This is a genomic window from Mycobacterium sp., from assembly GCF_044370595.1.
GTDB lineage: Bacteria > Actinomycetota > Actinomycetes > Mycobacteriales > Mycobacteriaceae > Mycobacterium.
Genome location: NZ_JBILVF010000047.1, coordinates 1 through 20,930, shown reverse-complemented (window position 1 = coordinate 20,930; position 20,930 = coordinate 1). Strand labels below are relative to the sequence as shown.

20 protein-coding genes and 2 pseudogenes are annotated in these 20,930 nt (G+C 68.0%); 3 read left to right on the top strand and 19 right to left on the bottom strand.

Going from position 1 to position 20,930, the window contains the following annotated elements:
* Nucleotides 1-72: 72 nt before the first annotated feature.
* From ADBZ5N_RS08785 to pyrR, 4 genes are all read right to left on the bottom strand, one after another.
* Complete coding sequence (locus tag ADBZ5N_RS08785) at nucleotides 73-615, bottom strand: PH-like domain-containing protein (protein WP_526257107.1); 543 nt, start codon at nucleotides 613-615, stop codon at nucleotides 73-75.
* A 136-nt stretch (nucleotides 616-751) separates the two neighbouring features.
* A complete protein-coding gene (locus tag ADBZ5N_RS08780; RefSeq protein WP_526257106.1) occupies nucleotides 752-2,059 on the bottom strand; it encodes a dihydroorotase in 1,308 nt (435 codons plus the stop codon).
* Nucleotides 2,056-3,021: an aspartate carbamoyltransferase catalytic subunit gene (locus ADBZ5N_RS08775; protein WP_526257105.1), complete on the bottom strand. Its 966-nt coding sequence runs from the start codon at nucleotides 3,019-3,021 to the stop codon at nucleotides 2,056-2,058. The genes ADBZ5N_RS08780 and ADBZ5N_RS08775 overlap by 4 nt, the downstream gene beginning before the upstream one ends.
* 13 nt (nucleotides 3,022-3,034) lie before the next feature.
* Nucleotides 3,035-3,610, bottom strand: a complete 576-nt coding sequence (pyrR, locus tag ADBZ5N_RS08770) for a bifunctional pyr operon transcriptional regulator/uracil phosphoribosyltransferase PyrR (RefSeq protein ID WP_526257110.1) — start codon at nucleotides 3,608-3,610, stop codon at nucleotides 3,035-3,037.
* A gap of 121 nt (nucleotides 3,611-3,731) precedes the next feature.
* Here pyrR and ADBZ5N_RS08765 point away from each other — a divergent pair, with 121 nt between their 5' ends.
* Nucleotides 3,732-4,934 carry a serine hydrolase domain-containing protein gene (locus ADBZ5N_RS08765; RefSeq protein ID WP_526257104.1) on the top strand — a complete coding sequence of 401 codons (1,203 nt, stop codon included), beginning with the start codon at nucleotides 3,732-3,734 and terminating at the stop codon, nucleotides 4,932-4,934.
* Nucleotides 4,935-4,941: 7 nt separating this feature from the next.
* Here ADBZ5N_RS08765 and ADBZ5N_RS08760 read toward each other — a convergent pair whose 3' ends face one another.
* Genes ADBZ5N_RS08760 through ADBZ5N_RS08745 form a run of 4 tightly spaced genes read right to left on the bottom strand, consistent with a single transcriptional unit; the run spans nucleotide 4,942 to nucleotide 8,075 of the window.
* Nucleotides 4,942-5,787 carry a class I SAM-dependent methyltransferase gene (locus ADBZ5N_RS08760; RefSeq protein ID WP_526257103.1) on the bottom strand — a complete coding sequence of 282 codons (846 nt, stop codon included), beginning with the start codon at nucleotides 5,785-5,787 and terminating at the stop codon, nucleotides 4,942-4,944.
* A 9-nt stretch (nucleotides 5,788-5,796) separates the two neighbouring features.
* Nucleotides 5,797-6,297, bottom strand: a complete 501-nt coding sequence (nusB, locus tag ADBZ5N_RS08755) for a transcription antitermination factor NusB (protein ID WP_526257102.1) — start codon at nucleotides 6,295-6,297, stop codon at nucleotides 5,797-5,799.
* A gap of 17 nt (nucleotides 6,298-6,314) precedes the next feature.
* Nucleotides 6,315-6,875, bottom strand: a complete 561-nt coding sequence (gene efp / locus ADBZ5N_RS08750; protein WP_526257101.1) for an elongation factor P — start codon at nucleotides 6,873-6,875, stop codon at nucleotides 6,315-6,317.
* A gap of 42 nt (nucleotides 6,876-6,917) precedes the next feature.
* Nucleotides 6,918-8,075 carry a M24 family metallopeptidase gene (locus ADBZ5N_RS08745; protein ID WP_526257100.1) on the bottom strand — a complete coding sequence of 386 codons (1,158 nt, stop codon included), beginning with the start codon at nucleotides 8,073-8,075 and terminating at the stop codon, nucleotides 6,918-6,920.
* A 33-nt stretch (nucleotides 8,076-8,108) separates the two neighbouring features.
* Between ADBZ5N_RS08745 and ADBZ5N_RS08740 the strand changes: the two genes are divergently transcribed.
* Entirely contained in the window at nucleotides 8,109-8,723 is a 615-nt protein-coding gene (locus tag ADBZ5N_RS08740; RefSeq protein WP_526257099.1) for a B-4DMT family transporter, read from the top strand.
* Between the two features lies 1 nt (nucleotide 8,724).
* Here ADBZ5N_RS08740 and aroQ read toward each other — a convergent pair whose 3' ends face one another.
* From aroQ to ADBZ5N_RS08685, 11 genes and pseudogenes are all read right to left on the bottom strand, one after another.
* Nucleotides 8,725-9,156 carry a type II 3-dehydroquinate dehydratase gene (aroQ, locus tag ADBZ5N_RS08735; protein WP_526257098.1) on the bottom strand — a complete coding sequence of 144 codons (432 nt, stop codon included), beginning with the start codon at nucleotides 9,154-9,156 and terminating at the stop codon, nucleotides 8,725-8,727.
* Nucleotides 9,153-10,241, bottom strand: a complete 1,089-nt coding sequence (gene aroB, locus ADBZ5N_RS08730) for a 3-dehydroquinate synthase (protein WP_526257097.1) — start codon at nucleotides 10,239-10,241, stop codon at nucleotides 9,153-9,155. The genes aroQ and aroB overlap by 4 nt, the downstream gene beginning before the upstream one ends.
* A 149-nt stretch (nucleotides 10,242-10,390) precedes the next feature.
* Nucleotides 10,391-10,906 (bottom strand): annotated as a pseudogene (locus ADBZ5N_RS08725) (shikimate kinase); the annotation flags it as partial.
* 4 nt (nucleotides 10,907-10,910) lie between these two features.
* Entirely contained in the window at nucleotides 10,911-12,119 is a 1,209-nt protein-coding gene (gene aroC / locus ADBZ5N_RS08720; protein ID WP_526257096.1) for a chorismate synthase, read from the bottom strand.
* A gap of 48 nt (nucleotides 12,120-12,167) precedes the next feature.
* The gene (locus tag ADBZ5N_RS08715; protein WP_526257095.1) at nucleotides 12,168-12,605 is read right to left on the bottom strand and encodes a prepilin peptidase; all 438 of its coding nucleotides are present in this window, start codon (nucleotides 12,603-12,605) and stop codon (nucleotides 12,168-12,170) included.
* A gap of 11 nt (nucleotides 12,606-12,616) precedes the next feature.
* Nucleotides 12,617-13,453, bottom strand: a complete 837-nt coding sequence (locus tag ADBZ5N_RS08710; RefSeq protein ID WP_526257109.1) for a shikimate dehydrogenase — start codon at nucleotides 13,451-13,453, stop codon at nucleotides 12,617-12,619.
* Entirely contained in the window at nucleotides 13,450-14,697 is a 1,248-nt protein-coding gene (locus tag ADBZ5N_RS08705) for an endolytic transglycosylase MltG (RefSeq protein WP_526257094.1), read from the bottom strand. The genes ADBZ5N_RS08710 and ADBZ5N_RS08705 overlap by 4 nt, the downstream gene beginning before the upstream one ends.
* Before the next feature lie 2 nt (nucleotides 14,698-14,699).
* A complete protein-coding gene (gene ruvX, locus ADBZ5N_RS08700; protein WP_526257093.1) occupies nucleotides 14,700-15,191 on the bottom strand; it encodes a Holliday junction resolvase RuvX in 492 nt (163 codons plus the stop codon).
* An 8-nt stretch (nucleotides 15,192-15,199) separates the two neighbouring features.
* Nucleotides 15,200-17,920, bottom strand: coding sequence for an alanine--tRNA ligase (alaS, locus tag ADBZ5N_RS08695; RefSeq protein WP_526257092.1), 2,721 nt, complete (start codon nucleotides 17,918-17,920; stop codon nucleotides 15,200-15,202).
* A gap of 159 nt (nucleotides 17,921-18,079) precedes the next feature.
* The gene (locus ADBZ5N_RS08690; RefSeq protein ID WP_526257108.1) at nucleotides 18,080-18,478 is read right to left on the bottom strand and encodes a secondary thiamine-phosphate synthase enzyme YjbQ; all 399 of its coding nucleotides are present in this window, start codon (nucleotides 18,476-18,478) and stop codon (nucleotides 18,080-18,082) included.
* Nucleotides 18,479-18,654: 176 nt separating this feature from the next.
* Nucleotides 18,655-19,977, bottom strand: coding sequence for a replication-associated recombination protein A (locus ADBZ5N_RS08685; RefSeq protein ID WP_526257091.1), 1,323 nt, complete (start codon nucleotides 19,975-19,977; stop codon nucleotides 18,655-18,657).
* 519 nt (nucleotides 19,978-20,496) lie between these two features.
* Between ADBZ5N_RS08685 and ADBZ5N_RS08680 the strand changes: the two are divergent.
* Nucleotides 20,497-20,930 (top strand): annotated as a pseudogene (locus ADBZ5N_RS08680) (hypothetical protein); the annotation flags it as partial.

Sequence of the window (20,930 nt, the reverse complement as noted above, 5' to 3'; positions counted from 1 at the left end):
ACGGAACACCGGTGTGAATGCGCCCGTCTTCAAGCACCAGGACGGCCTGCTGCTGGGTCGCCTGCTGCAGTGTCACTGTGACTCTCCTGTCCCTCGGGTTGGTAGGTCGATCCACTGGCCGTAGATGCTGCGATCCTCGCCGCGGAAGCCGGTGTCGATTTCGGTTCCCGACGGGAGTCGCCACCGGATCACCAGAATGCGACCGGCGCCGTCGGTTCCGGATCGGCCGGGTAGAACTTTTCCGGCCAGCGCGCGTTCGGTCCGCACGCCGATGATCGCATCACCTGGCATCCAGATCGGGCCGGTCCCGGAGCGCTCCATCAGGACCCCCTCCGGGTAGCGGGTCAGCACCGCCTTGCACCGGTAGCCGAGGTCACCGACGTTGACCCGTTCGAGCCAATCAGGGGCGATGGTTGACCCCAGGTAGAGGCCGAGGGTGGGCGCAATGACCGCTGGGCTCAGCGAGGCCGGCGTCGGCGGTAAGTCACCGACGAGTTCGACCTGACGTTGCGCCCGGTGTTTCCAGCCGCGCAGCATCCGCCGGATCACCAGACCGATCAGCACTACGATGACGAACCCGAAAACGTAGGTGCTGATGGCCGTAGCTGTGTTCATGCGCGATCCGCCTGCGCTTCTCGCTGGGCATTCATGCGCGATCCGCCTGCGCTTCTCGCTGGGCATTCATGCGCGATCCGCCTGCGCTTCTCGCTGGGCATTCATGCGCGATCCGCCTGCGCTTCTCGCTGGGCATTCACGCCTGGCGTACCTTGCCGTCCCTGGCGGTAACCCGACCCCGCAGCAGCGTGGCGGTGACCGTGGCGGGCAACGTCATCGCTTCGTACGGGGTGTTGGCGGAGCGACTGGCCAGTGCCGTCGCATCCACCGTCCAGTGCGCGTCGGGGTCGACGACCACTAGGTTGGCCGGCTCCCCAACCTCCAGCGGCCGGCCCTGGTCCGGCAGGCCGACGATGCCAGCCGGGTTCTCGCTCATCACCCTGGCCACACCACGCCAGTCCAGCAGGCCGGGAACCACCATGGTGGCCGTCACCACCGACAGCGCGGTCTGCAGACCGAGCATGCCGGGCCTGGCCACGGAGAACTCACAGCACTTCTCGTGATCGGCGTGCGGGGCGTGGTCGGTGGCCACGCAGTCGATGACGCCCTCGGCCAGCGCCCGGCGCAATGCCTCGGCATCGGAGGCTTCGCGCAGTGGCGGGTTCACCCGGTTGCGGCCGTCGTAGCTCTCCAGCCGGCTGTCGTCGAGCATCAGGTGATGCGGGGTGACCTCAGCGGTGATGGAAATACCCTGCTGTTTGGCCCATTTGAGGATCTCCACGGTTCCTGCGGTGGATGCATGGCAGATGTGCACCCGGGCGCCGGCGTCGCGGGCCAGTAGCGCGTCGCGGGCGACGATCGACTCCTCAGCGGACCGCGGCCACCCGGCCAGCCCCAGTCGGGCGGCGTTGGGACCCTCGTGCGCGACGGCACCGTCGGTCAGCCTCGGCTCCTCGGCGTGCTGGGCGATGAGCACCCCCAGTCCGGCGGCGTACTCCAGCGCCCGGCGCATGACCAGCGGGTCGTGCACGCAGATCCCGTCGTCGGAGAACAGCCGGACCTGCCCTACACCGGCGGCCATCAGGCCCATCTCGGTCAACTGCTTGCCGTCCAGGCCGACCGTGACAGCACCGACCGGGTGCACGTCGACCAGTCCGACCTGCTGACCACGTTGCCACACATGGTCGGTAACCACCGGGCTGTCGGCGACCGGATCGGTGTTGGCCATTGCGAACACCGCCGTGTAGCCCCCTAAAGCGGCAGCGGCCGAACCAGTTTCGATGTCCTCGGCATATTCCCGACCGGGCTCGCGCAGGTGAGTGTGCAGGTCCACCAAACCCGGCAGCAGCACCTGGCCGGGGGCGTCGATCACCACGGCATCAGCGGGCACTGTGAGGCCGGTGCCGATCTCAGCGATCTGGCCGTCGGCGACCAGCACATCGACCGGGTCCCCCTCGCCGTAAAGCCGGGCGCCCCGAATGAGAATCGGCGCTTGCACGGTCATACGCTCACCGCCTCGTCGGTGCCGACCAGCAGATGGAACAGCACCGCCATCCGCACGTGCACACCGTTGGAAACCTGTTGCAGCACAGCCGACTGCGACGAGTCCGGGACCGAAAAGCCGATCTCCATACCGCGCAGCATCGGCCCGGGGTGCAGTACCACCGCATGGTCGGCCAGTTGCGCCTGGCGGCGGTCGGACAGGCCGTAGCGGATCGAGTATTCGCGTTCGGAGGGGAAGAACGCGCCGTTCATCCGCTCCGCCTGGACCCGCAGCATCATCACGGCGTCGGCACCGGGCAGTTCGGCGTCCAGCTCGTGGGAGACCGTCGCAGCACCCCAGTCGGCGACCCCGACCGGCAGCAGTGTCGGCGGGGCCACCAGAACTACTTCGGCGCCCAGGGTGTTCAGCAGTGCGACGTTGGACCGGGCCACCCGGCTGTGCAGGACGTCGCCGACGATCACGACCCGTCGTCCTTCGATGTCGCCGAGCCGTTGCCGGACGGTCAGCGCGTCGAGTAACGCCTGGGTGGGATGCTCGTGGGTGCCGTCGCCGGCGTTGATGACGCAGGGGCCTCCCACTACGGTGCCGTCGGACTCGGCCGTCCACTCCGCCAGCAGCTGGGCCGCCCCGGATGCCGGGTGCCGGATGATCAGCGCGTCGGCCCCGGCGGCCCGCAGGGTCAGCGCGGTGTCTCGCAGCGACTCCCCCTTGGCTACCGAGGATCCCGAGGCGCTGACGTTGATCACGTCGGCGCTCATCCACTTGCCCGCCACCTCGAACGACACCCGGGTGCGGGTGGAATTCTCGTAGAACATCGTGATGACCGTGCGGCCCCGCAGAGTGGGGAGTTTCTTGACCTCACGGCCGAGCAGGGCCTGCCGGAACCGGTCGGCGTCATCGAGGATCGCGGTGGCCTCGTCGCGGGATAGATCCGAGGCGGACAGCAAGTGCCGGGCACTCATGACGGTTTCCTCATTAGCGGGCCGGTCCTCCCTCGGGCGCGATCCAGATACCTTCGACGCCGTCGTCCTCGGTGAGTCGTACCTTGACGTTCTCCGCGCGCGACGTGGGCACGTTCTTGCCGACGTAGTCGGCACGCAACGGCAACTCGCGGTGGCCGCGGTCGACGAGCACCGCCAACTGCACCGCCGTAGGCCTGCCGATGTCGCGCAGCGCGTCCAGCGCCGACCGGACCGAGCGGCCGGTGTAGAGCACGTCGTCGACCAGGATCACCAGGGCGCCGTCGATCCCGCCAGCCGGAATCGACGTCTCCTCCAGAGCCCGGGGCGGCTTGAAGTCGAGGTCGTCGCGGTACAACGTGATGTCCAGGCCGCCGCGCGCGACGGTGACGCCGCAGAACTCGACGATCCTGGCGGCCAACCGGTTCGCCAGGGTGACACCACGGGTGGGGATGCCCAGCAGCACCACCCGTGGCGCGTCGGCGCAACCTTCGTCCAAGGCGGTTTTCTCGATGATCTGGTGGGCGATGCGGGAGACGGTCCGGCCGACGTCTGCAGCGGACATGAGTTCCCGGTCGGTGGTAACCACCAGTGACCAGACCTCCTTCTCCGCCTCGCCGGACGGATCGTTAAAGGATGTCGATTGCCGCCAACCGTAGCACCCGCCCTGCGGTGGCCCGGCGGGCGCGCCGGTGCTGCGTAGACTCGCCGCGGTGAGTCTCGCCGACAATCGCGTCGCCATCTCCGAAGCCGTTGACGCCGGCCTGCTGTCCGGAGCGGTCACCCTGGTGTGGCATCGCGGAGAAGTGCTGCAGGTCAACGAGATCGGCTACCGCGACCTCGAGGCCAGCCTGCCGATGCAGCGGGACACCATCTTCCGGATCGCCTCGATGACCAAGCCGGTCACCGTCGCCGCCGCGATGGCCCTGGCAGAGGAGGGCAAGCTCGCGCTGACCGATCCGATCAGCAGGTGGCTGCCGGAGATGGCCGATATGCGGGTCCTGATCGATCCGACCGGTCCGCTGGACGGCACCGTGCCCGCTCACCGGCTGATCACCATCGAAGACCTGATGACGCACCGCAGCGGGCTGGCGTACGTGTTCTCGGTGGCCGGTCCGATCAGCCGCGCCTACAGCAAGGTGTCGCTGCGCCAGGACCAGGACCACTGGCTTTCCGAAGTGGCGGCCCTCCCGCTGGTGCACCAGCCCGGCGAGCGGCTCACCTACAGCCACAGCACCGAGGTACTGGGCATCGTCTTGTCCAGGATCGAGGACAAGTCCCTGCACGACGTCCTCACCGAGCGGATCTTCGAGCCGCTGGGTATGTCCGACACCGGCTTCTACGTCTCGCCAGACAAACGCGGCCGGGCGGCCACCATGTACCGACTCGACGCGCAGAACGGCCTGCAACACGATGCGATGGGGCCGATCCCGGTCAAGGAGCCGCTGTTCTGCCAGGGCGGGGCGGGCCTGGTGTCTACCGCCGAGGACTATCTGCGGTTCGCCCGGACGCTGTTGGGCGGCGGGTCGGTCGACGGTGTGCGGGTGCTCTCGCCCGCATCGGTGGCGGTGATGCGCTCCGATCTGCTCACCGAGGATCAGAAACGGCACCCGTTCCTGGGGATGCCGTTCTGGATCGGCCGCGGTTTCGGCTTGAACCTGTCGGTGGTCACCGACCCGACGAAATCGGCCCGGCTGTTCGGCCCCGGCGGCCGGGGCACCTTCAGTTGGCCCGGGGCCTACGGGACATGGTGGCAAGCCGACCCGGAGAACGATCTGATCCTCATCTACCTGATTCAGAACTATCCGGACCTGACCTCGGCTGCCGCCGCCGTCGCCGGCAATACCGACCTGGCCAGACTGCAGTCGGTGCAGCCGAAGTTCGTCAAGCGGACCTACGCGGCACTGGACCGCTGAGCACCTGCTAGGGCCGGACCGCGGTCACACACCATGAGGCGGCCGGAACCTCGATTCCGTTGGGACCCCGATGGTGGTCCAGGGCCTCCACCACGGCGCCGACGACCTCGCGGCGGCGATTGTCGTCGGCAGCCAGGAACACCGCCCCCAGTGGACCGGCACTGAGCACCCGTTCGGCGGCCGAGGTGCCGTCGCCCTCGAAGACGAATGGCGTCTCCACCGATTCCAGATAGACGTCGACGAATCCCGCCCGGCTGAGCAGATGCGCGGTCGAGTCCGGGTCGGCCAGGGAGAAGGGTCCCGGGCTGCCGGGCTCGGGAAGCGGCGGCCGTTCCATTCCGAGAACCTGGGTCGCGGTGGCCGTCGTCAGCATCATCCACGGATTGCCGGTCAGGTGCTGCCATACCGATGCAGCCAGCCTTCCCCCTGGGTGCAGCGCGCGAAAGATGTTGGCGAAGGCGATATCCGGTTCCGGAAAGAACATCAACCCGAACCGTGAGTGCGCGGCGTCGAAGGGCTCTCCCACACCTGCGAGGGCGATCAGGTCGGCGGTGGCCACATCGGCGGCCACCGCGGTCCCGGTGACTCCCGCAGCCAACAGACGGCGCCGCGCGGCGGCCGCCATCTGCGGGACTACGTCGACCGCCGCCACCCAACCCTGCGGACCGACTTCGGCGCCCAGGGCGACCGCCGACAGACCCGGCCCGCAGCCCAGATCGATCACCCGATCACCGGGGCCGGCGGCCAACGCATGCCGGGCCGCGGTTCCGTGCCGACCCATGGACCTGTCCAGGGCGTCGGCCTGCTGATCCCAGACGTCGGCCAGGGTGGCGAAATGCTCCTCGGCGTGCATTGGCCGAGGTTACGCGTCCGGATTCGCGACCGGCGGCACCGGCGTGGCGGCCCTGACCGCGGCGGCGGCCGCGCGGATCTGCGGCGTCACCAGCATCACCTGTCCCAGCACGCCGTTGACGAAGCCGGGCGACTCATCGGTGGACAACTGCTTTGCCAATTCGACCGCCTCATCGACAGCCACCGGTCCGGGGACGTCCTCGGCGTGCAGCAGTTCCCAAACCGCCACCCGCAGGATCGCCCGGTCGACCGCGGGCAGCCGTTCCAGGGTCCAGCCGTGCAGGTGCGAACTGATCAACTCGTCGACGTGGGCGGCGTGCTCAGTTACCCCGCGGGCGACGGCGACGGTGTAGGGGTTGAGCGCCGACACTTCCTGGTCGGCTTCGGCCAGGGCCACGCGCCCGTCGGCGACCTCAGCCGCAGACAGTCCGCGGGCCTCCGCCTCGAAGAGCAGATCGACAGCCCGTTTGCGGGCGTGGTGGCGCCCCTTCTCCGCCTTGCGGTCAGCCATTGCTAGGTGACACAGCCCTAGTTGACGCGGCCCAAGTAGCTGCCATCGCGGGAGTCGACCTTGAGTTTGTCCCCGATGTTGATGAACAGCGGAACCTGGATCTCCGCCCCGGTCTCCAGGGTGGCCGGCTTGGTTCCCGCGTTGGAGCGGTCACCCTGCAGGCCGGGCTCGGTGTGGGAGACCTCGAGTTCGACGGTCACCGGAAGCTCCAGGTACAGCGGGGCGCCCTGATTGAAGGCGATCTGTACCGGCATACCCTCCAGCAGGAAGCCCGCCGAATCGCCCACCAGTGACTCCGGCAGCGGATGCTGTTCGTAGTCCTCGCTGTCCATGAACACGAAGTCGCTGCCGTCGCGGTATAGGTAGGTGGCATCGCGCCGGTCCACAGTCGCGGTCTCCACCTTGACCCCGGCGTTGTAGGTCTTGTCGACCACCTTGCCGGACAGCACGTTCTTGAGCTTGGTCCGCACGAAGGCCGGCCCTTTGCCGGGCTTGACGTGCTGGAATTCGATGATCTGCCAGAGTTGGCCGTCGATGTTCAGCACGAGGCCGTTTTTGAAGTCGGCTGTGGTAGCCACGGTCGGTCGTTCTCCTTCGGGTCTTCTAACAAGACAAGGCGGTCAGAGGATGGCCAGGTTCTTCGGGAACCGGGTCAGTTGTTCGGGGCCGCGCGCACCGACAACGAGGGTGTCCTCGATGCGGACGCCGCCGCGTTCGGCCAGGTAGATACCGGGTTCCACGGTCACCGCGGAGCCAGCACGCAGTGTACCGGCGGCAGCGGAGTTGATTCCCGGCGCTTCGTGGATCTGAAGACCGACGCCGTGGCCCAGGCCGTGGCCGAAAAAATCGCCGTAGCCGGCCTCGGCGATGACGTGTCGCGCCGCGCGATCGACCTCGCCGAGCTGTGCCCCCGACTCCAGTGCATCCACCCCGGCCTGCTGGGCAGCAGCCACGGCGGCGTAGATCTCCCGCTGCCAGTCCGCCGCGGCACCCAGGACGAAGGTTCGGGTCATGTCGGAGTGGTAGCCGGCGACCAGGGCACCGAAGTCGATCTTGACGAAGTCGCCCTGGTCGAGGACGGCATCGGTGGGCCGGTGGTGGGGCACCGCGGAGTTCTCGCCGGCGGCGACGATGGTCTCGAAGGAGGGCCCATCGGCGCCGTGCTCGAGCATCAGCGCCTCCAATTCCCGGGCCACCGCCTTCTCGGTGCGACCAGGCCGCAGCCCGCCACGGTCGATCAGTGCGGCCAGTGCGGCGTCGGCGGCCTCGCAGGCCAGTCGCAGCAATGCGACCTCCCCGGCGTCCTTGACCTCGCGCAGCGCCTCCACCGTGCCGGAGGCCCGGACCAGTACCGCACCGGAGGCTCGCACCGGTTCAGCGCCGGAGGCACGCATCAGTTCGGCACCGGAAACGCTCGCATCGCCGTGCTGGCCGGTTAGGTCGCGAGACAGCGCATCGAATCCGTCCACCGTGACGATGTGACTTTCGAAACCGATCCGGCGTGCTCCGGCCCGCGTGGCGCGCCCGATGAGATGGCGGCCGCAGGCCCGTTCGATGACAGCGTGCAGGTCGGGTGCCTGACGGGCGGCCTGGGTGCGGTACCGGGAGTCGGTGGCCAACACCGGCGGCGTGTCGTCGGCGAATACCAGCAGCGCGGCATTTGACCCCGTGAAACCGGTCAGATAGCGGACATTGACCAGGTCACTGACCATGAACGCATCCAGTCCGCGCTCGACCAGACACGCCGCCAGCCGGTTCCGACGTTGGCAATGTGTCACGGTGGGTGACGGTACTCGCTAGGCTGCTCTCCTATGACGACGTGGTTACCGCGCGGGCTGGTGTTCGCGATCGGGATGGTGGTGCTCCGGCTGGTCCAGGGCACGCTGATCAACGCCTCCCCCACCAACGCCGGTGCCATCAGCATTGCGCTGTGCGTCGCGCTCGGTGCGGCGGCGCTGTTGTGGGGTCTGCTCGACGGCATCGCCGACGCCCGGGCCAACCCGGATCCGGACCGCCGTCGCGATCTGGCGATGCGCTGGCTGCTGGCCGGGCTACTGGCCGGCGTGCTCAGCGGGTTGGCGGCGTGGATCATCTCGCTGTTCTACAACGCCATCTACGCCGAAGGTATCGGGACCGAGGTGTCGGTCTTCGCCGCGTTCACCGCCCTGCTGGTCTTCCTGCCCGCGGTGCTCGGAACCGGAGTCGGCCGGTGGCTGGTGGACCGTCGCCGGCCCGCCGCGCCGCGTCAGCGGATGCCTGGGCGGCTCGGTGAACAGGAAGACGTGTTCGACGCGGTGTACGCCGACGAGGATCCGGGTGAGCAGTACGCGGTGTCACGCCGTGAACTGGACTGGCGGCAGGAGGCCCGCGAGTCCATCCGCACCCAGCACGAGCAAGCCGATCGGCGCCTGCACGACCGCGAGTGAATCAGCAGTTGGCTGCCAGGTACCGCAACGCTAGAAGGTAGCCCTGCACACCCAGGCCGACGATCACCCCGGTAGCCACCCCGCTCAGGTAGGAGTGGTGCCGAAACTCCTCGCGGGCATGCACATTGGAGATGTGCACCTCGATCAGCGGCGCCCGTAACTCCGCACACGCGTCCCGCAGTGCGATCGAGGAGTGGGTCAGCCCACCGGCGTTAAGGATCACCGGGTCGCCGGCGTCGGCGGCGGCGTGTACCCAGGAGATCAGTTGCGCCTCGCTATCGCTTTGCCGCACGAGGGCCGACACGCCCAGCTCGGCGGCTTCGGACTCGATCATGGCCACCAGGTCGTCGTGGGTGGTGCTGCCGTAAACCTCCGGCTCGCGCCGACCGAGGCGGCCCAGATTCGGGCCGTTGAGTATCAGGACCGTGGTCACTCGCTCACCTCCGCGTACGCGGCAGCCAGCAGGGTCGGGTCCGGGCCCTCCAGACGACCGGGCCTGCCCAGCTCATCGAGCACCACGAAACGCAATGTGCCCGAACGGGTTTTCTTGTCTCCCGCCATGTACTTCATCAGTTCGGGCAGGGCGTGGGCGTCGTAGCTCACCGGCAGGCCCAACGCCGTCAGCACGTCGCGGTGGCGTTGCACGCATTCGTCGTCGAGGCGCCCGGCTAGGCGAGCCAACTCCGCGGCGAACACCAGCCCCACCGACACCGCCGCGCCATGCCGCCACCGGTAGCGTTCCCGCCGTTCGATGGCATGACCGAGGGTGTGCCCGTAGTTGAGGATCTCGCGCAGTGCCGACTCCTTCTCGTCGGCGGCCACCACGTCGGCCTTGACCTGGATGGCCCGCCTGATCAGGTCGGGCAGCACCGGCCCGGCCGGGTCGACAGCGGCATCCGGGTCAGCTTCGATAAGGTCCAGGATCACCGGATCGGCGATGAAGCCGGCTTTGACGACCTCCGCCATCCCGGCGACTAATTCGTTGCGCGGCAACGTCTTGAGCAAGTCGAGTTCGACGAGGACGGCGGCGGGCTGATGGAATGCTCCGACCAGATTCTTGCCGGCGTCGGTGTTGATGCCGGTCTTGCCGCCGACGGCCGCATCGACCATCGCCAGCAGGGTCGTCGGCACGTGCACGATGTCTATGCCACGAAGCCATGTCGCGGCCGCGAAGCCCGCGACGTCGGTGGCCGCTCCCCCGCCGAGGCTGACGATGGCGTCTTTGCGACCGACTCCGATGCGCCCCAGAACCTCCCAGATGAAGCCGACGACCGGCAGGTCTTTGCCGGCCTCAGCGTCGGGAATTTCGATGCGATGAGCGTCAACGCCCTTGTCCAACAGCTGCTTACGAATCGCCTCGGCGGTGTCGGTCAGCGCCGGCTGATGCAGGATGACCACCTTGTGCCGGAATCCGAGGAGGTCGGCCAACGAGTCGAGCACACCGGATCCGATGACCACCGGATACGGCGGGTTGACGGCGACCTCGATGGTCACCGGGAGGTCGGCGGACTGGGTCATTTGCGCATCCCCGCACGGCGGGCCAGGGTGGCCGGGGTTACCGGCCCGGTGTCGGCGACCGTCGCCGGGGACGCCGACGGGGTGGCGGGCGCCGACACAGGGCGGCGGGCGTCTGGGTCTGCGTTGCGGCGCCACGGCGGCCGGCGGCGGGACGGCTGGGGATTCTCCAACCGGGCGACGATGTAGCGGACCACCGCGCCGGGGTTGCGCCGGTTGGTGCTGATCCGGATGGTTCCGACCTGGCGGTAAAGCGGTACCCGCTGGTTCATCAGTTCGCGATACCTCTCAGCGCGATCCGGCCCGGCCAGCAGAGGGCGCACCGTACTGCCACTGGTACGCCGGACCCCTTCAGCGGCACTGATTTCCAGGTAGACCACGGTGTGCCCGGCCAGCGCGTCGCGCACGCCCGCGGTGGTGACCGCGCCACCGCCCAGCGACAGGACTCCGTCGTGGCCTGCCAGCGCCTCCTTGATCACCTGTTCCTCGATGCGCCGGAACCCGGCTTCACCGTCGGTGCCGAAGATGTCGGCGATGGTACGTCCGGTGCGCCGCTCGATCTCAGCGTCGGTGTCCAGCAATTCCACCCCCAGGGCTCTGGCGAGCCGCCGCCCGATGGTCGATTTCCCCGAGCCGGGCAGCCCGACCAGCACGGCCTTCGGCGCCATCCCGCTATCCCGACAGCCGTACCGAATCAGGCCGGCCCTCGCGCCCGGCGACCTCACGCAGATATCCGTCGATGTTGCGGCGGGTCTCGGTCAGCGAGTCCCCACCGAACTTCTCCAACACCGCCCGGGCCAGCACCAGTGCCACCATGGCCTCGACCACAACCCCGGCGGCCGGTACCGCGCAGACATCGGAGCGCTGGTGGATCGCCACGGCCTGCTCACCGGTGGCCAGGTCCACGGTGGACAACGCTCGCGGAACCGTGGAAATCGGCTTCATGGCCGCGCGCACCCGCAGCGGCTGCCCGTTGGTCATCCCACCCTCCAGACCGCCGGCGCGGTTGGTGGAGCGCAGCACCCCGTCGGGGCCGGGAAACATCTCGTCGTGGGCCGCGCTGCCGCGCCGGCGGGCGGTCTGGAACCCGTCGCCGATCTCGACTCCCTTGATCGCCTGAACACCCATCACCGCAGCGGCCAGTTGGCTGTCGAGTCGGTTGTCCCCGCTGGTAAACGAACCCAGCCCGATCGGCAGACCGTGGGCGACGACTTCCACAACGCCGCCGAGGGTGTCACCGTCTTTTTTGGCCGCCTCGATCTCGGCGATCATCGCCTCTTGCGCGGCCAAATCGAAGGCGCGCACAGGACTTTCGTCGATGCGGGGCAGTTCGGCGGGGGTGGGCGGCGGACCGTCATAGGGCGTCGAGGCGCCGATGGAGATGACGTGCGAGACAACCTCAACACCGAGCGCATCACGCAGGAAGGCCCGCGCGATAGCGGCTGCTGCGACGCGGGCGGCGGTCTCCCGTGCGCTGGCGCGTTCCAACACCGGCCGGGCGTCGTCGAAGCCGTATTTGAGCATGCCCGCGTAGTCGGCGTGGCCCGGCCGGGGCCGGGTCAGTGGGGCGTTGCGCGCGACGTCGAGCGCGGCCGCGTCGACGGGGTCGGCGGCCATCACCGTCTCCCACTTCGGCCACTCGGTGTTGCCGATCTCGATCGCGATCGGCCCGCCCAGGGTGGTGCCGTGGCGGACACCGGCCAGCACCGTCACCTCGTCCTGCTCGAACTTCATCCGAGCGCCGCGGCCGTAACCCAAGCGCCGGCGGGCCAGTTGAGCAGCGATGTCGGCGGAGGTGACCTGCACTCCGGCGACCATGCCCTCGACGAGCGCAATCAGGGCGCGGCCGTGGGATTCACCTGCGGTGGTCCATCGCAACACCTCTGTATCTTCCCACGTCGGCCGACGCTCCCCGAAATCCTCGCCGCCCTACACCACCGCCAACGCTGCCGCGGCCAGACTGGCGAGCACCATCGACGGTCCGTGCGGCACCACACCGCCCCGGCCCACCAGTAAGCTCGCCACTCCAAGCGCTGCGGTCAGGATCGGCGCACCCAGTGCGGCGAGCACCCAGACCTCCCGGCTGAGTGCACCGGTCAACGCACCCAATCCCACCGCCAGTTTGACGTCCCCGCCACCGAGTCCGCCCGGATCGGCCAGGTGCACGGCCAGATACAGTCCGCCGAGCAGGCAGCCACCGAGCAGGGCCGCACCCCCGCGCCCACCCAGCCACGCCACAGCCACAATCACCACCGCGCCGGGCACGGTGAGCAGGTTGGGCAGTCGACGTCGTCTGGTGTCGGCAATCGCCAGTGCAGCCGCCCAGAGCACGACGACGGCAGCGCCCACTACCCCAACGCTTCCCATAACGCCGGACGTTAGCCCAGCGCAGCCGCCATCTGCTGTCGCGGTGCGGGCCGGCCTGTGAATTGTTCGACCTGACTGAACGCCTGGTGCAGCAGCATCTGCAGGCCGCCGATCACCTCACCACCGGATTCGGCGACCGCCCGCGCCAGCGGGGTCGGCCACGGTTCATAGATTGCGTCCAGCAGTAGCGGAACCCCGGCCAGGGCGCCGGCCAGTGGGGCGGCCGCTTCGGCGGGGATGGTGCTGACCAGGACGTCGGCCCGGGCGGCCGCCGCGTGCAGTGCCGGGCCGGCGAGATTGCAGAAGTCCGTCGCCACTCCCAGCCGCGATCCGAGGTCGAGCAGTCGGGCGGCATTCCCGCGATTGCGGGCCGCCACGGTGATGGCGGTGACACCCAGCCCGGCCAGGGCCACGACTGCGGCAGGAGCGGTGCCGCCCGAGCCCAGCACGATGGCCCGGCGCAGTCCGCCGCGCAGCCCCGACGCAGGTCCACCGAGCGCCCCGGCCACCCCGTCGACGTCGGTGTTGTCCGCACGCCAGCCGCGGGCGGTGCGCACCAGGGTGTTGGCCGAGCCGACCAGTTCAGCGCGTTCGGTGTGTTCGTCGGCAAACCGCAGAGCGGCGAACTTGCCCGGCATGGTGACCGAAACACCGACCCACTCCGGACCGAAACCGCTTACGACAGAGGGCAAGTCGTCGGCTGTGCACTCGATACGCTGGTAGGACCAGTCGTCCAATCCGAGCGCCCGGTACGCCGCCAGATGCAGTTGCGGGGACCGTGAATGCGCGACCGGCGAGCCCAGAACGGCCGCCTTACGCCTCGTAATGGGGCCTTCCCCTGCGTCTATCGCCCGGAATTGAGGAACCCGCTCTCCAGTGCTTTGTCGCGATTCGCCAGATGCTCCTGGTAGTCGCTGGTGAACAGCGTGGTGCCCTGGGCGTCGATGGTGACGAAGTAGAGCCAGTCGCCCGGCTCCGGCCGCTCGGCCGCGGCCAAGGCGTCTTCCCCGGGCGAGCAGATCGGCGTGGCCGGCAGACCGGGCATGGCGTAGGTATTCCACGCGGTTTCTTTGGCACGGTCCTCGTCGGTGGTGGCCACCTCCTGACGGTCCAGCGGGTAGTTGACGGTGGAGTCGAACTCCAACCGGTCATAGTCGCTGGCCAGCCTGTTGTAGATGACCCGCGCCACCTTGGCGAAGTCGACCGGCTGGGCTTCCTTCTGCACCAGAGAGCCCACGATGAGCACCTCGTAGGGCGAGATGTTCAGCACGGTCGCCGCATCGAGGATGCCGCCCTTGACGTACCGTTCACCGCTGTCACCGATCAGCTTGGCCAAGATCTCCTTGGGCGAGGAGGACGGGTTGATGTTCCAGGTGCCCGGGGCGATCAGCCCCTCCAGGCGACGGTGGCTCTGCCCCTGGGTGCCGGCGCCCTTGACCGCCCAATCAGGCACGTTGAGGCTCTCCAGCGTCCCCTCCTCGGAGGCGGCCCTGAGATCCGCGGCCGACACGCATTTCTTGGTCCCGTTGAGTTCGACACAGCTGGCATCGGCGATCAGCGTGAAGATACCGGGGTTGACCACACCCGAACCGACCGCGGTGATGTCGTCGAGTTGCTTACCCTCAGGGATGACGAGCTTGCCGACCCGCGACTTCGGGTCGGTCAGCATTTGCACGGCGGTCGCCGCCGGAATCTGCGTTCTCACCTTGTAGTAGCCGGGCTGGATGGCGGCCAGTTCAGCGTTACCCGAGGCGGCGCCGATGAACATGTTCACATCACCGATGACACCCTTGTCTACCAGGCCCTGAGCGATCACCGCGCCCGAGTCACCCGGCCTGACCTCGATGATGATGTCGTCTTTGCCCGCACCGGTGTAGTCCTTGAGCAGTTCGGGTCCGCCGAAGAGTCGCGGGCCCAGCAACCAGACCCCTACTGCCAGTGCCACCAGCACACCCAGCACAGCCAGGATCTTGCCGCGGTTGCCCGAACCGCGGGGTGGTTGCGCTGAGCGTCCCGACGAGCCGACTGACCGCGGCTCAGCTCGCTCCGGCCGCCGTGGCGTCAAGTCTTCGGGTTTCACCTCGTCGGGCATGGTCACTCTTTCCGAATCGTGGCCGCATTGCGGCGTTGGTCGAGCCAGCCTTGCAGGATTGCCACGGCGGCAGCCTGGTCGATCTTCCCCCGTTGTGCCCTGGTTCGCACGCCCGCTTCCCGCAGGGATCTGGCCGCGCTGACAGTAGTCAGTCGCTCGTCGGTCAGTCGGACCGGTATCGGGCCGATCCGCTCGGCCAGTTCCTCGGCGACCGCGATCGCATCCTCGGCCGAGGATCCGGCGCGGTCGGCCAGCGTGCGCGGCAACCCCACCACCACCTCGACCACTTCCAGGTCATTGACCAGGACGGAAAGCCGGCGAAGATGGCCGCCGCGGCGGTCTCGATGCACGGTCTCCACCGGGGTGGCCAGAATGCCGTCGGGGTCGCTGACGGCCACCCCGATCCGAACCGTGCCGACGTCGACACCAAGCCGACGACCCCGCCCGGGGTCCGCAGGCCCGGGACGGTCAGGCTTGCGCTCAGACGCCGTCATTTCCACCGTCAACTTCGGGTCAGCTCCGCCCGAACGGCGGCCAGGCCGGCACCGATGCCGGCGGGATCCCTGCCCGAGCCCTGGGCAAGGTCGGCCTTGCCGCCACCCCGCCCCCCGACCGCGGCAGCCAGCACCCCGACCAGGTCGTTGGCCCGCAGTCCGGCGTCTTGAGCGGCATCGTTGGCCGCGACCACGAATGGCACCGACGGGCCGTCAACGGCGTCGGGACCCTCGGCGATCAGCACAACCACTGCGGGGTCTGAGCCGAGTCGAGCGCGAATGTCGCCGACCAGGGACCGCAGGTCCCCGGCGTTCATTCCCGCTGGCATCTGCTGAGCCACGAGGCGCACCTTACCCACCGACTCCGCGGTAGCGGCGGCATTACCGGCCGAGGCGCGCGCCGAGGACAGCCGAACGCGGTCCAACTCCTTCTCGGCGGCCTTGAGCCGCTCGACGAGGGTGGCGACTCGAGCGGGAACCTCCTCGGAAGGCACCTTCAACGTCGACGCCAACCCGGCCATCAGCGCGCGTTCCTTGGCCAGATGCCGGAACGAATCCAGTCCGACGTAGGCCTCCACCCGACGGACCCCGGAACCGACCGATGACTCTCCGAGGATGGTGACCGGGCCGATCTGGGCGGAGTTGTGGACGTGGGTGCCGCCGCAGAGTTCCAGCGAGAACGGGCCACCGATCTCGACCACCCGTACCTGCTCGGGATACTGCTCTCCGAACAGTGCCATCGCACCCATGGCCTTGGCTTTGTCCAGATCGGTGGTGAAGGTGTTGACCGCGTAATCGGCCTGCACCGCCTCGTTGGTGATCTCCTCGATGTCCGTGCGCTGGGCGTCGGTGAGGCCGCCCTGCCAGTTGAAGTCGAACCGCAGGTAGCCCGGCCGGTTCAGCGATCCGGCCTGAACCGCGTTGGGGCCCAACACCTGTCGCAGCGCGGCGTGGACCATGTGGGTGCCGGAGTGGCCCTGGGTGGCACCGCGGCGCCAGCTTGGATCCACCGCTGCGATGACCGTGTCGCCCTCGACGAATTCACCGGATTCGACATTGACCCGGTGCACCCACAGCGTCTTGCCGATCTTCTGGACATCGGTCACCGCGGCTTTGGCCGACTCACTGGAGCCGGTTCCGGCAATCCAGCCCGCGTCGGCGATCTGTCCGCCGGACTCAGCGTAGAGCGGAGTGCGGTCGAGCACGATCTCGACGCGTTCGGGCGGCACGGATTCGGAGTGCACCCGGGCGTGGTGAGCCACCACCGGGACTCGTTTTCCGTCGACGAAGATGCCCAGGATGCGGGCCTGCGAGGTGAGCTCGCTGAAACCGGTGAATTCGGTCGGGCCGGCATCGACAAGCTCGCGGAACGCCGACAGGTCGGCATGGGCATGCTTACGGGCGGCGGCGTCGGCCTTGGCTCGGCGGCGCTGCTCGGCCATCAACTCGCGGAACCCGAGTTCGTCGACGCTCAGTCCGGCCTCGGCGGCCATTTCCAGGGTGAGCTCGATGGGGAATCCGTAGGTGTCGTGCAGGGTGAAGGCCTCCGAGCCGGCCAGGACGGTCTTGCCGGCTGATCGGGTCGCCGCCGCGGCCTCTTCGAAGAGCCGGGATCCCGAGGCCAGGGTCCGGTTGAAGGCGGTCTCCTCGGCGATGGCGATACGACTGATCCGGTCGAAGTCCGCGTTCAGTTCAGGGTAGGACGGGGCCATCGTGCCGCGCACGGTCTCCATCAGTTCCCCGACGACGGGGCGGTCGATACCGAGAAGTTTTGCGGCACGGACGATTCGGCGCAACAATCGACGCAGAACGTAGCCCCGGCCCTCGTTCGACGGCGTTACCCCGTCACCGATGATGATGGCCGCCGTGCGGGAGTGGTCGGCGATGACCCGGTAGCGAACGTCGTCGTCGTGGTTGCCCTGACCGTAGCCTCGGGGCGCGTAGTGGGCGACCTTGTCTATCACCGGCCGCATCAGGTCGGTCTCGTAAACGTTGTCCACACCCTGCAGCAGGCAGGCGATGCGTTCGACGCCCATGCCGGTGTCGATGTTCTGGCGCGGCAGCGGACCCAGGATTTCGAAATCGTCCTTGCTGGTGCCATCGCCACGCTCGTTCTGCATGAACACGAGGTTCCAGATTTCGATGTAGCGGTCCTCGTTGGCCTCCGGGCCGCCCTCGATCCCGTAGTCGGGGCCCCGGTCGAAGTAGATCTCCGAACACGGGCCGCACGGCCCGGGGATGCCCATCGACCAGTAGTTGTCGGCCATACCGCGGCGCTGAATCCGCTCCGGTGGCAGCCCGGCCACCTCCTGCCATAACTGCACGGCCTCGTCGTCGTCGTAAAAGACCGTCGCCCAAAGTTTTTCCGGGTCGAACCCATAACCGCCCTCCGCGATCGGCTTGGTCAGCAGAGTCCAGGCCAGTTCGATGGCCTGGCGCTTGAAGTAGTCGCCGAAGGAGAAGTTGCCCGCCATCTGAAAGAAGGTGTTGTGGCGGGTGGTAATGCCCACCTCGTCGATGTCCGGGGTGCGGATGCACTTCTGGATGCTGACGGCGGTGCTGTAGGGGGGTGTGCGCTGGCCCAGGAAGAACGGGACGAACTGCACCATCCCGGCGTTGACGAACAGCAGGTTGGGATCATCGAGGATCACCGAGGCGCTGGGCACCTCGGTATGGCCTGCGTCGACGAAGTGATCCAGGAATCGCTTCCTGATCTCGTGGGTCTGCACGGGTGGGTTTGTCCTCGTTGGTTGGCGTTGTGCAACAGGGCAGTGCGGCGCGGGCCGTGGGCTGGCCGGATAACCGGAGCGTCGACCGCATTACATTACCGGGCGGCTGATCAGCCTCGAAACAACGACGGAGGTCCCCCCGCGATGGATTCGCCTGACTCAACCGGACACAAAGCTCAGCCGAACCGAGCGGCGGGGGTTGTCCCGGTTCAGATCGACCAGCACCACGCTCTGCCACGTACCCAGAAGCGGGGCGCCGTTAATCACCGGCACGTTCACCGACGGGCAGATCAGCGCTGGCAGGACGTGGTCGGCGCCATGGCCGAGCGAACCGTGGCCATGCCGGTAGCGATCATCGCGGGGAAGTAGGCGTTCCAAGGCGTCGACGAGGTCGGAGTCGGAGCCGGCGCCGGTTTCGATGATCGCCACGCCGGCGGTGGCATGCGGCACGAAGACGTTGCACAGCCCGCTGGCGCCAGCCCCCTGGGACCGGCAGAAGTCCCTCAGGTCAGCGGTCAGGTCGACGATGTGGCGTCGGGAGCTGTCCACCTCGAGCACCGCACTGCGCATGCTGCCCAGCCTAAAAGACCCGCCCGGCCGGACACATTGCGACCGGCCGTGGTCTCCCGCTACCGACGACAACCCCCATGTCATGGACGCCAACCGCGACGCCGCCCGGTCGTTGCGCACCGCGCGGCTGCACGACCCGGGGGCCGAGCAGAGTGACGTCGGATTCAGCCCTTGCGGCGGACGATCGCGCGCAGTTTGTCCAGCCTGCCGGCGATCTCGCGCTCGAGGCCGTGCGAGGTCGGCTGATAGTAGTCGGTGCCGTGCACAGCATCGGGTGAATATTGTTGCGGCACAACACCATCGGGGTCATCGTGCGGGTAACGGTATCCCTGCGCATGTCCCAGTCGGGCCGCCCCCGAGTAGTGACCGTCACGCAGGTGGGCGGGCACCAGGCCGGCCTTTCCGGCGCGGATGTCGGCGATGGCGGCGTTCAGGGCGACGGTGACGGCATTGGACTTCGGCGCAGTCGCCAGGTGCACGGTGGCGTGGGCCAGCGTGAGCTGGGCCTCGGGCATCCCGATCAGTGCGACGGTCTGGGCGGCTGCCACCGCCATCGGCAACGCAGTGGGGTCGGCCATCCCGATGTCCTCGCTGGCCAGGATCATCAACCGGCGGGCCAGAAACCTGGGGTCCTCCCCCGCAACAAGCATCCGCGCTAGATAGTGCAGAGCCGCATCCACGTCCGAGCCCCGGATCGACTTGATGAACGCACTGATGACGTCGTAGTGCTGGTCGCCGTCGCGGTCATAACGCACCGCGGCACGGTCCAACGACTGCTCGATGGTCTCGGCGGCCACCTCCTCACCGGTCTCGGCGGCCACCTCCAGCGCGGTCAGCGCCCGACGGGCATCACCGGCGGACAGCGTGACCAGGAGTTCCACGGCCTCGTCGGTGATCGGCACGGCACCGCCCAGTCCGCGCGGGTCGCTGACCGCGCGGCGCACCACGGTGCGGATGCCCTCGGCGGTCAAGGGCTGCAACTGCAGGATCAGCGAGCGGGATAGCAGCGGCGCGACCACGGAGAACGACGGGTTCTCGGTGGTCGCGGCGACCAGCAGAACCACCCGGTTCTCAACTGCAGCCAACAGAGCGTCCTGTTGGGTTTTGGAGAACCGGTGCACCTCGTCGATGAAAAGGACGGTCTGTTCACCATGGACGGCGGCACGACGCGCGGTGTCGATGACGGCACGCACCTCTTTGACTCCGGCGCTCAGTGCCGACAGGGCTTCGAAGCGGCGCCCGGTTGCCTGCGAGACCAGCGAGGCCAGCGTTGTTTTGCCGGTGCCGGGCGGGCCGTAGAGGATCACCGACGCCGCCCCGGAGCCTTCCACCAAACGGCGCAGCGGGGATCCGGCAGCCAGCAGGTGATCCTGGCCGACGACTTCATCAATGCACGCCGGGCGCATCCGCACCGCCAACGGTGCCGGGCCGGCCGCCGGACCGGGTCCGGGGTCCCCGCCGGGAAGGTCGAAAAGGCTGTCGGACATTGCTCAGGCTTACCACGGCGTACACGCAGTAACCGGACACCGCACCGGCCCCCACCGAAGGGGAGTGGCCTAGCCGAACCGGGGGTCTTCGTGTCCGACCAGATCTAGCCCGTACGCCGGGTGACCGCGCCGTGCAGGCGTGCCTGCGGATGGACTCCTCCGGCGGCACCATCGGCGAGAACCCCTCGCCGACAAATCTTTTTGACGCAATCGCAAACCTCTGGACACCTCGCGGACACCTAACCAACCACGGTCAAGGCGCATAGTCCGATCCCGGAAGAACTCTTCCTGATTCCAGATCAAAACTTTTGCCGAAACCTTGCGAGGCAAACAAGCGTGTGACTACTTTGATGCTCCTAACCGGAATACAGACGACCTGGCTGCCTCGAACGGCTGCGGGCTTCCTGGTGTGCGGCGTCGCACGGGGGGAACTCGACAACCGGAAGAGCGTTTCGGCTGCCCGCGTGACTCAACGGTCCGCGGCGCCGCCTTGCTGGGGAGGCGCGAAAGGGAGCACCTGTGGCTGACAAGAACCCCAATCAACCAATCAACATTGTCGACAATGTCGTCGACAGGGCGTACACCGTGCAGCGACTGGTGGAACGGCCGGTCGAGACGGTTGTCGACAAACCCGTCACACTGGAACGGACGATTGAACGGTTGGTCGTCGACACCGTCGACAAGATCGTCGACAAGCCGGCCCAGGTCTCCCGGATGGTTGAGCGCCCGGTCGTCACCGTGGTCGACGAAGTGGTTGACAAGCAGGTCAAGGTCGCCCGGACGGTAGAGCGGCCGGTCGTCACCGTGGTCGACGAAGTGATCGACAAGCCCGTGCGGGTGGCCCGCCAGCTTGAGCGCCCGGTGGTGACCGTGCAGGACACCGTCGTCGACAAGCCGGTCAAGATCTCCCGCACCCTCGAGCGCCCGGTCGTCACCGTCGAAGACACCGTCGT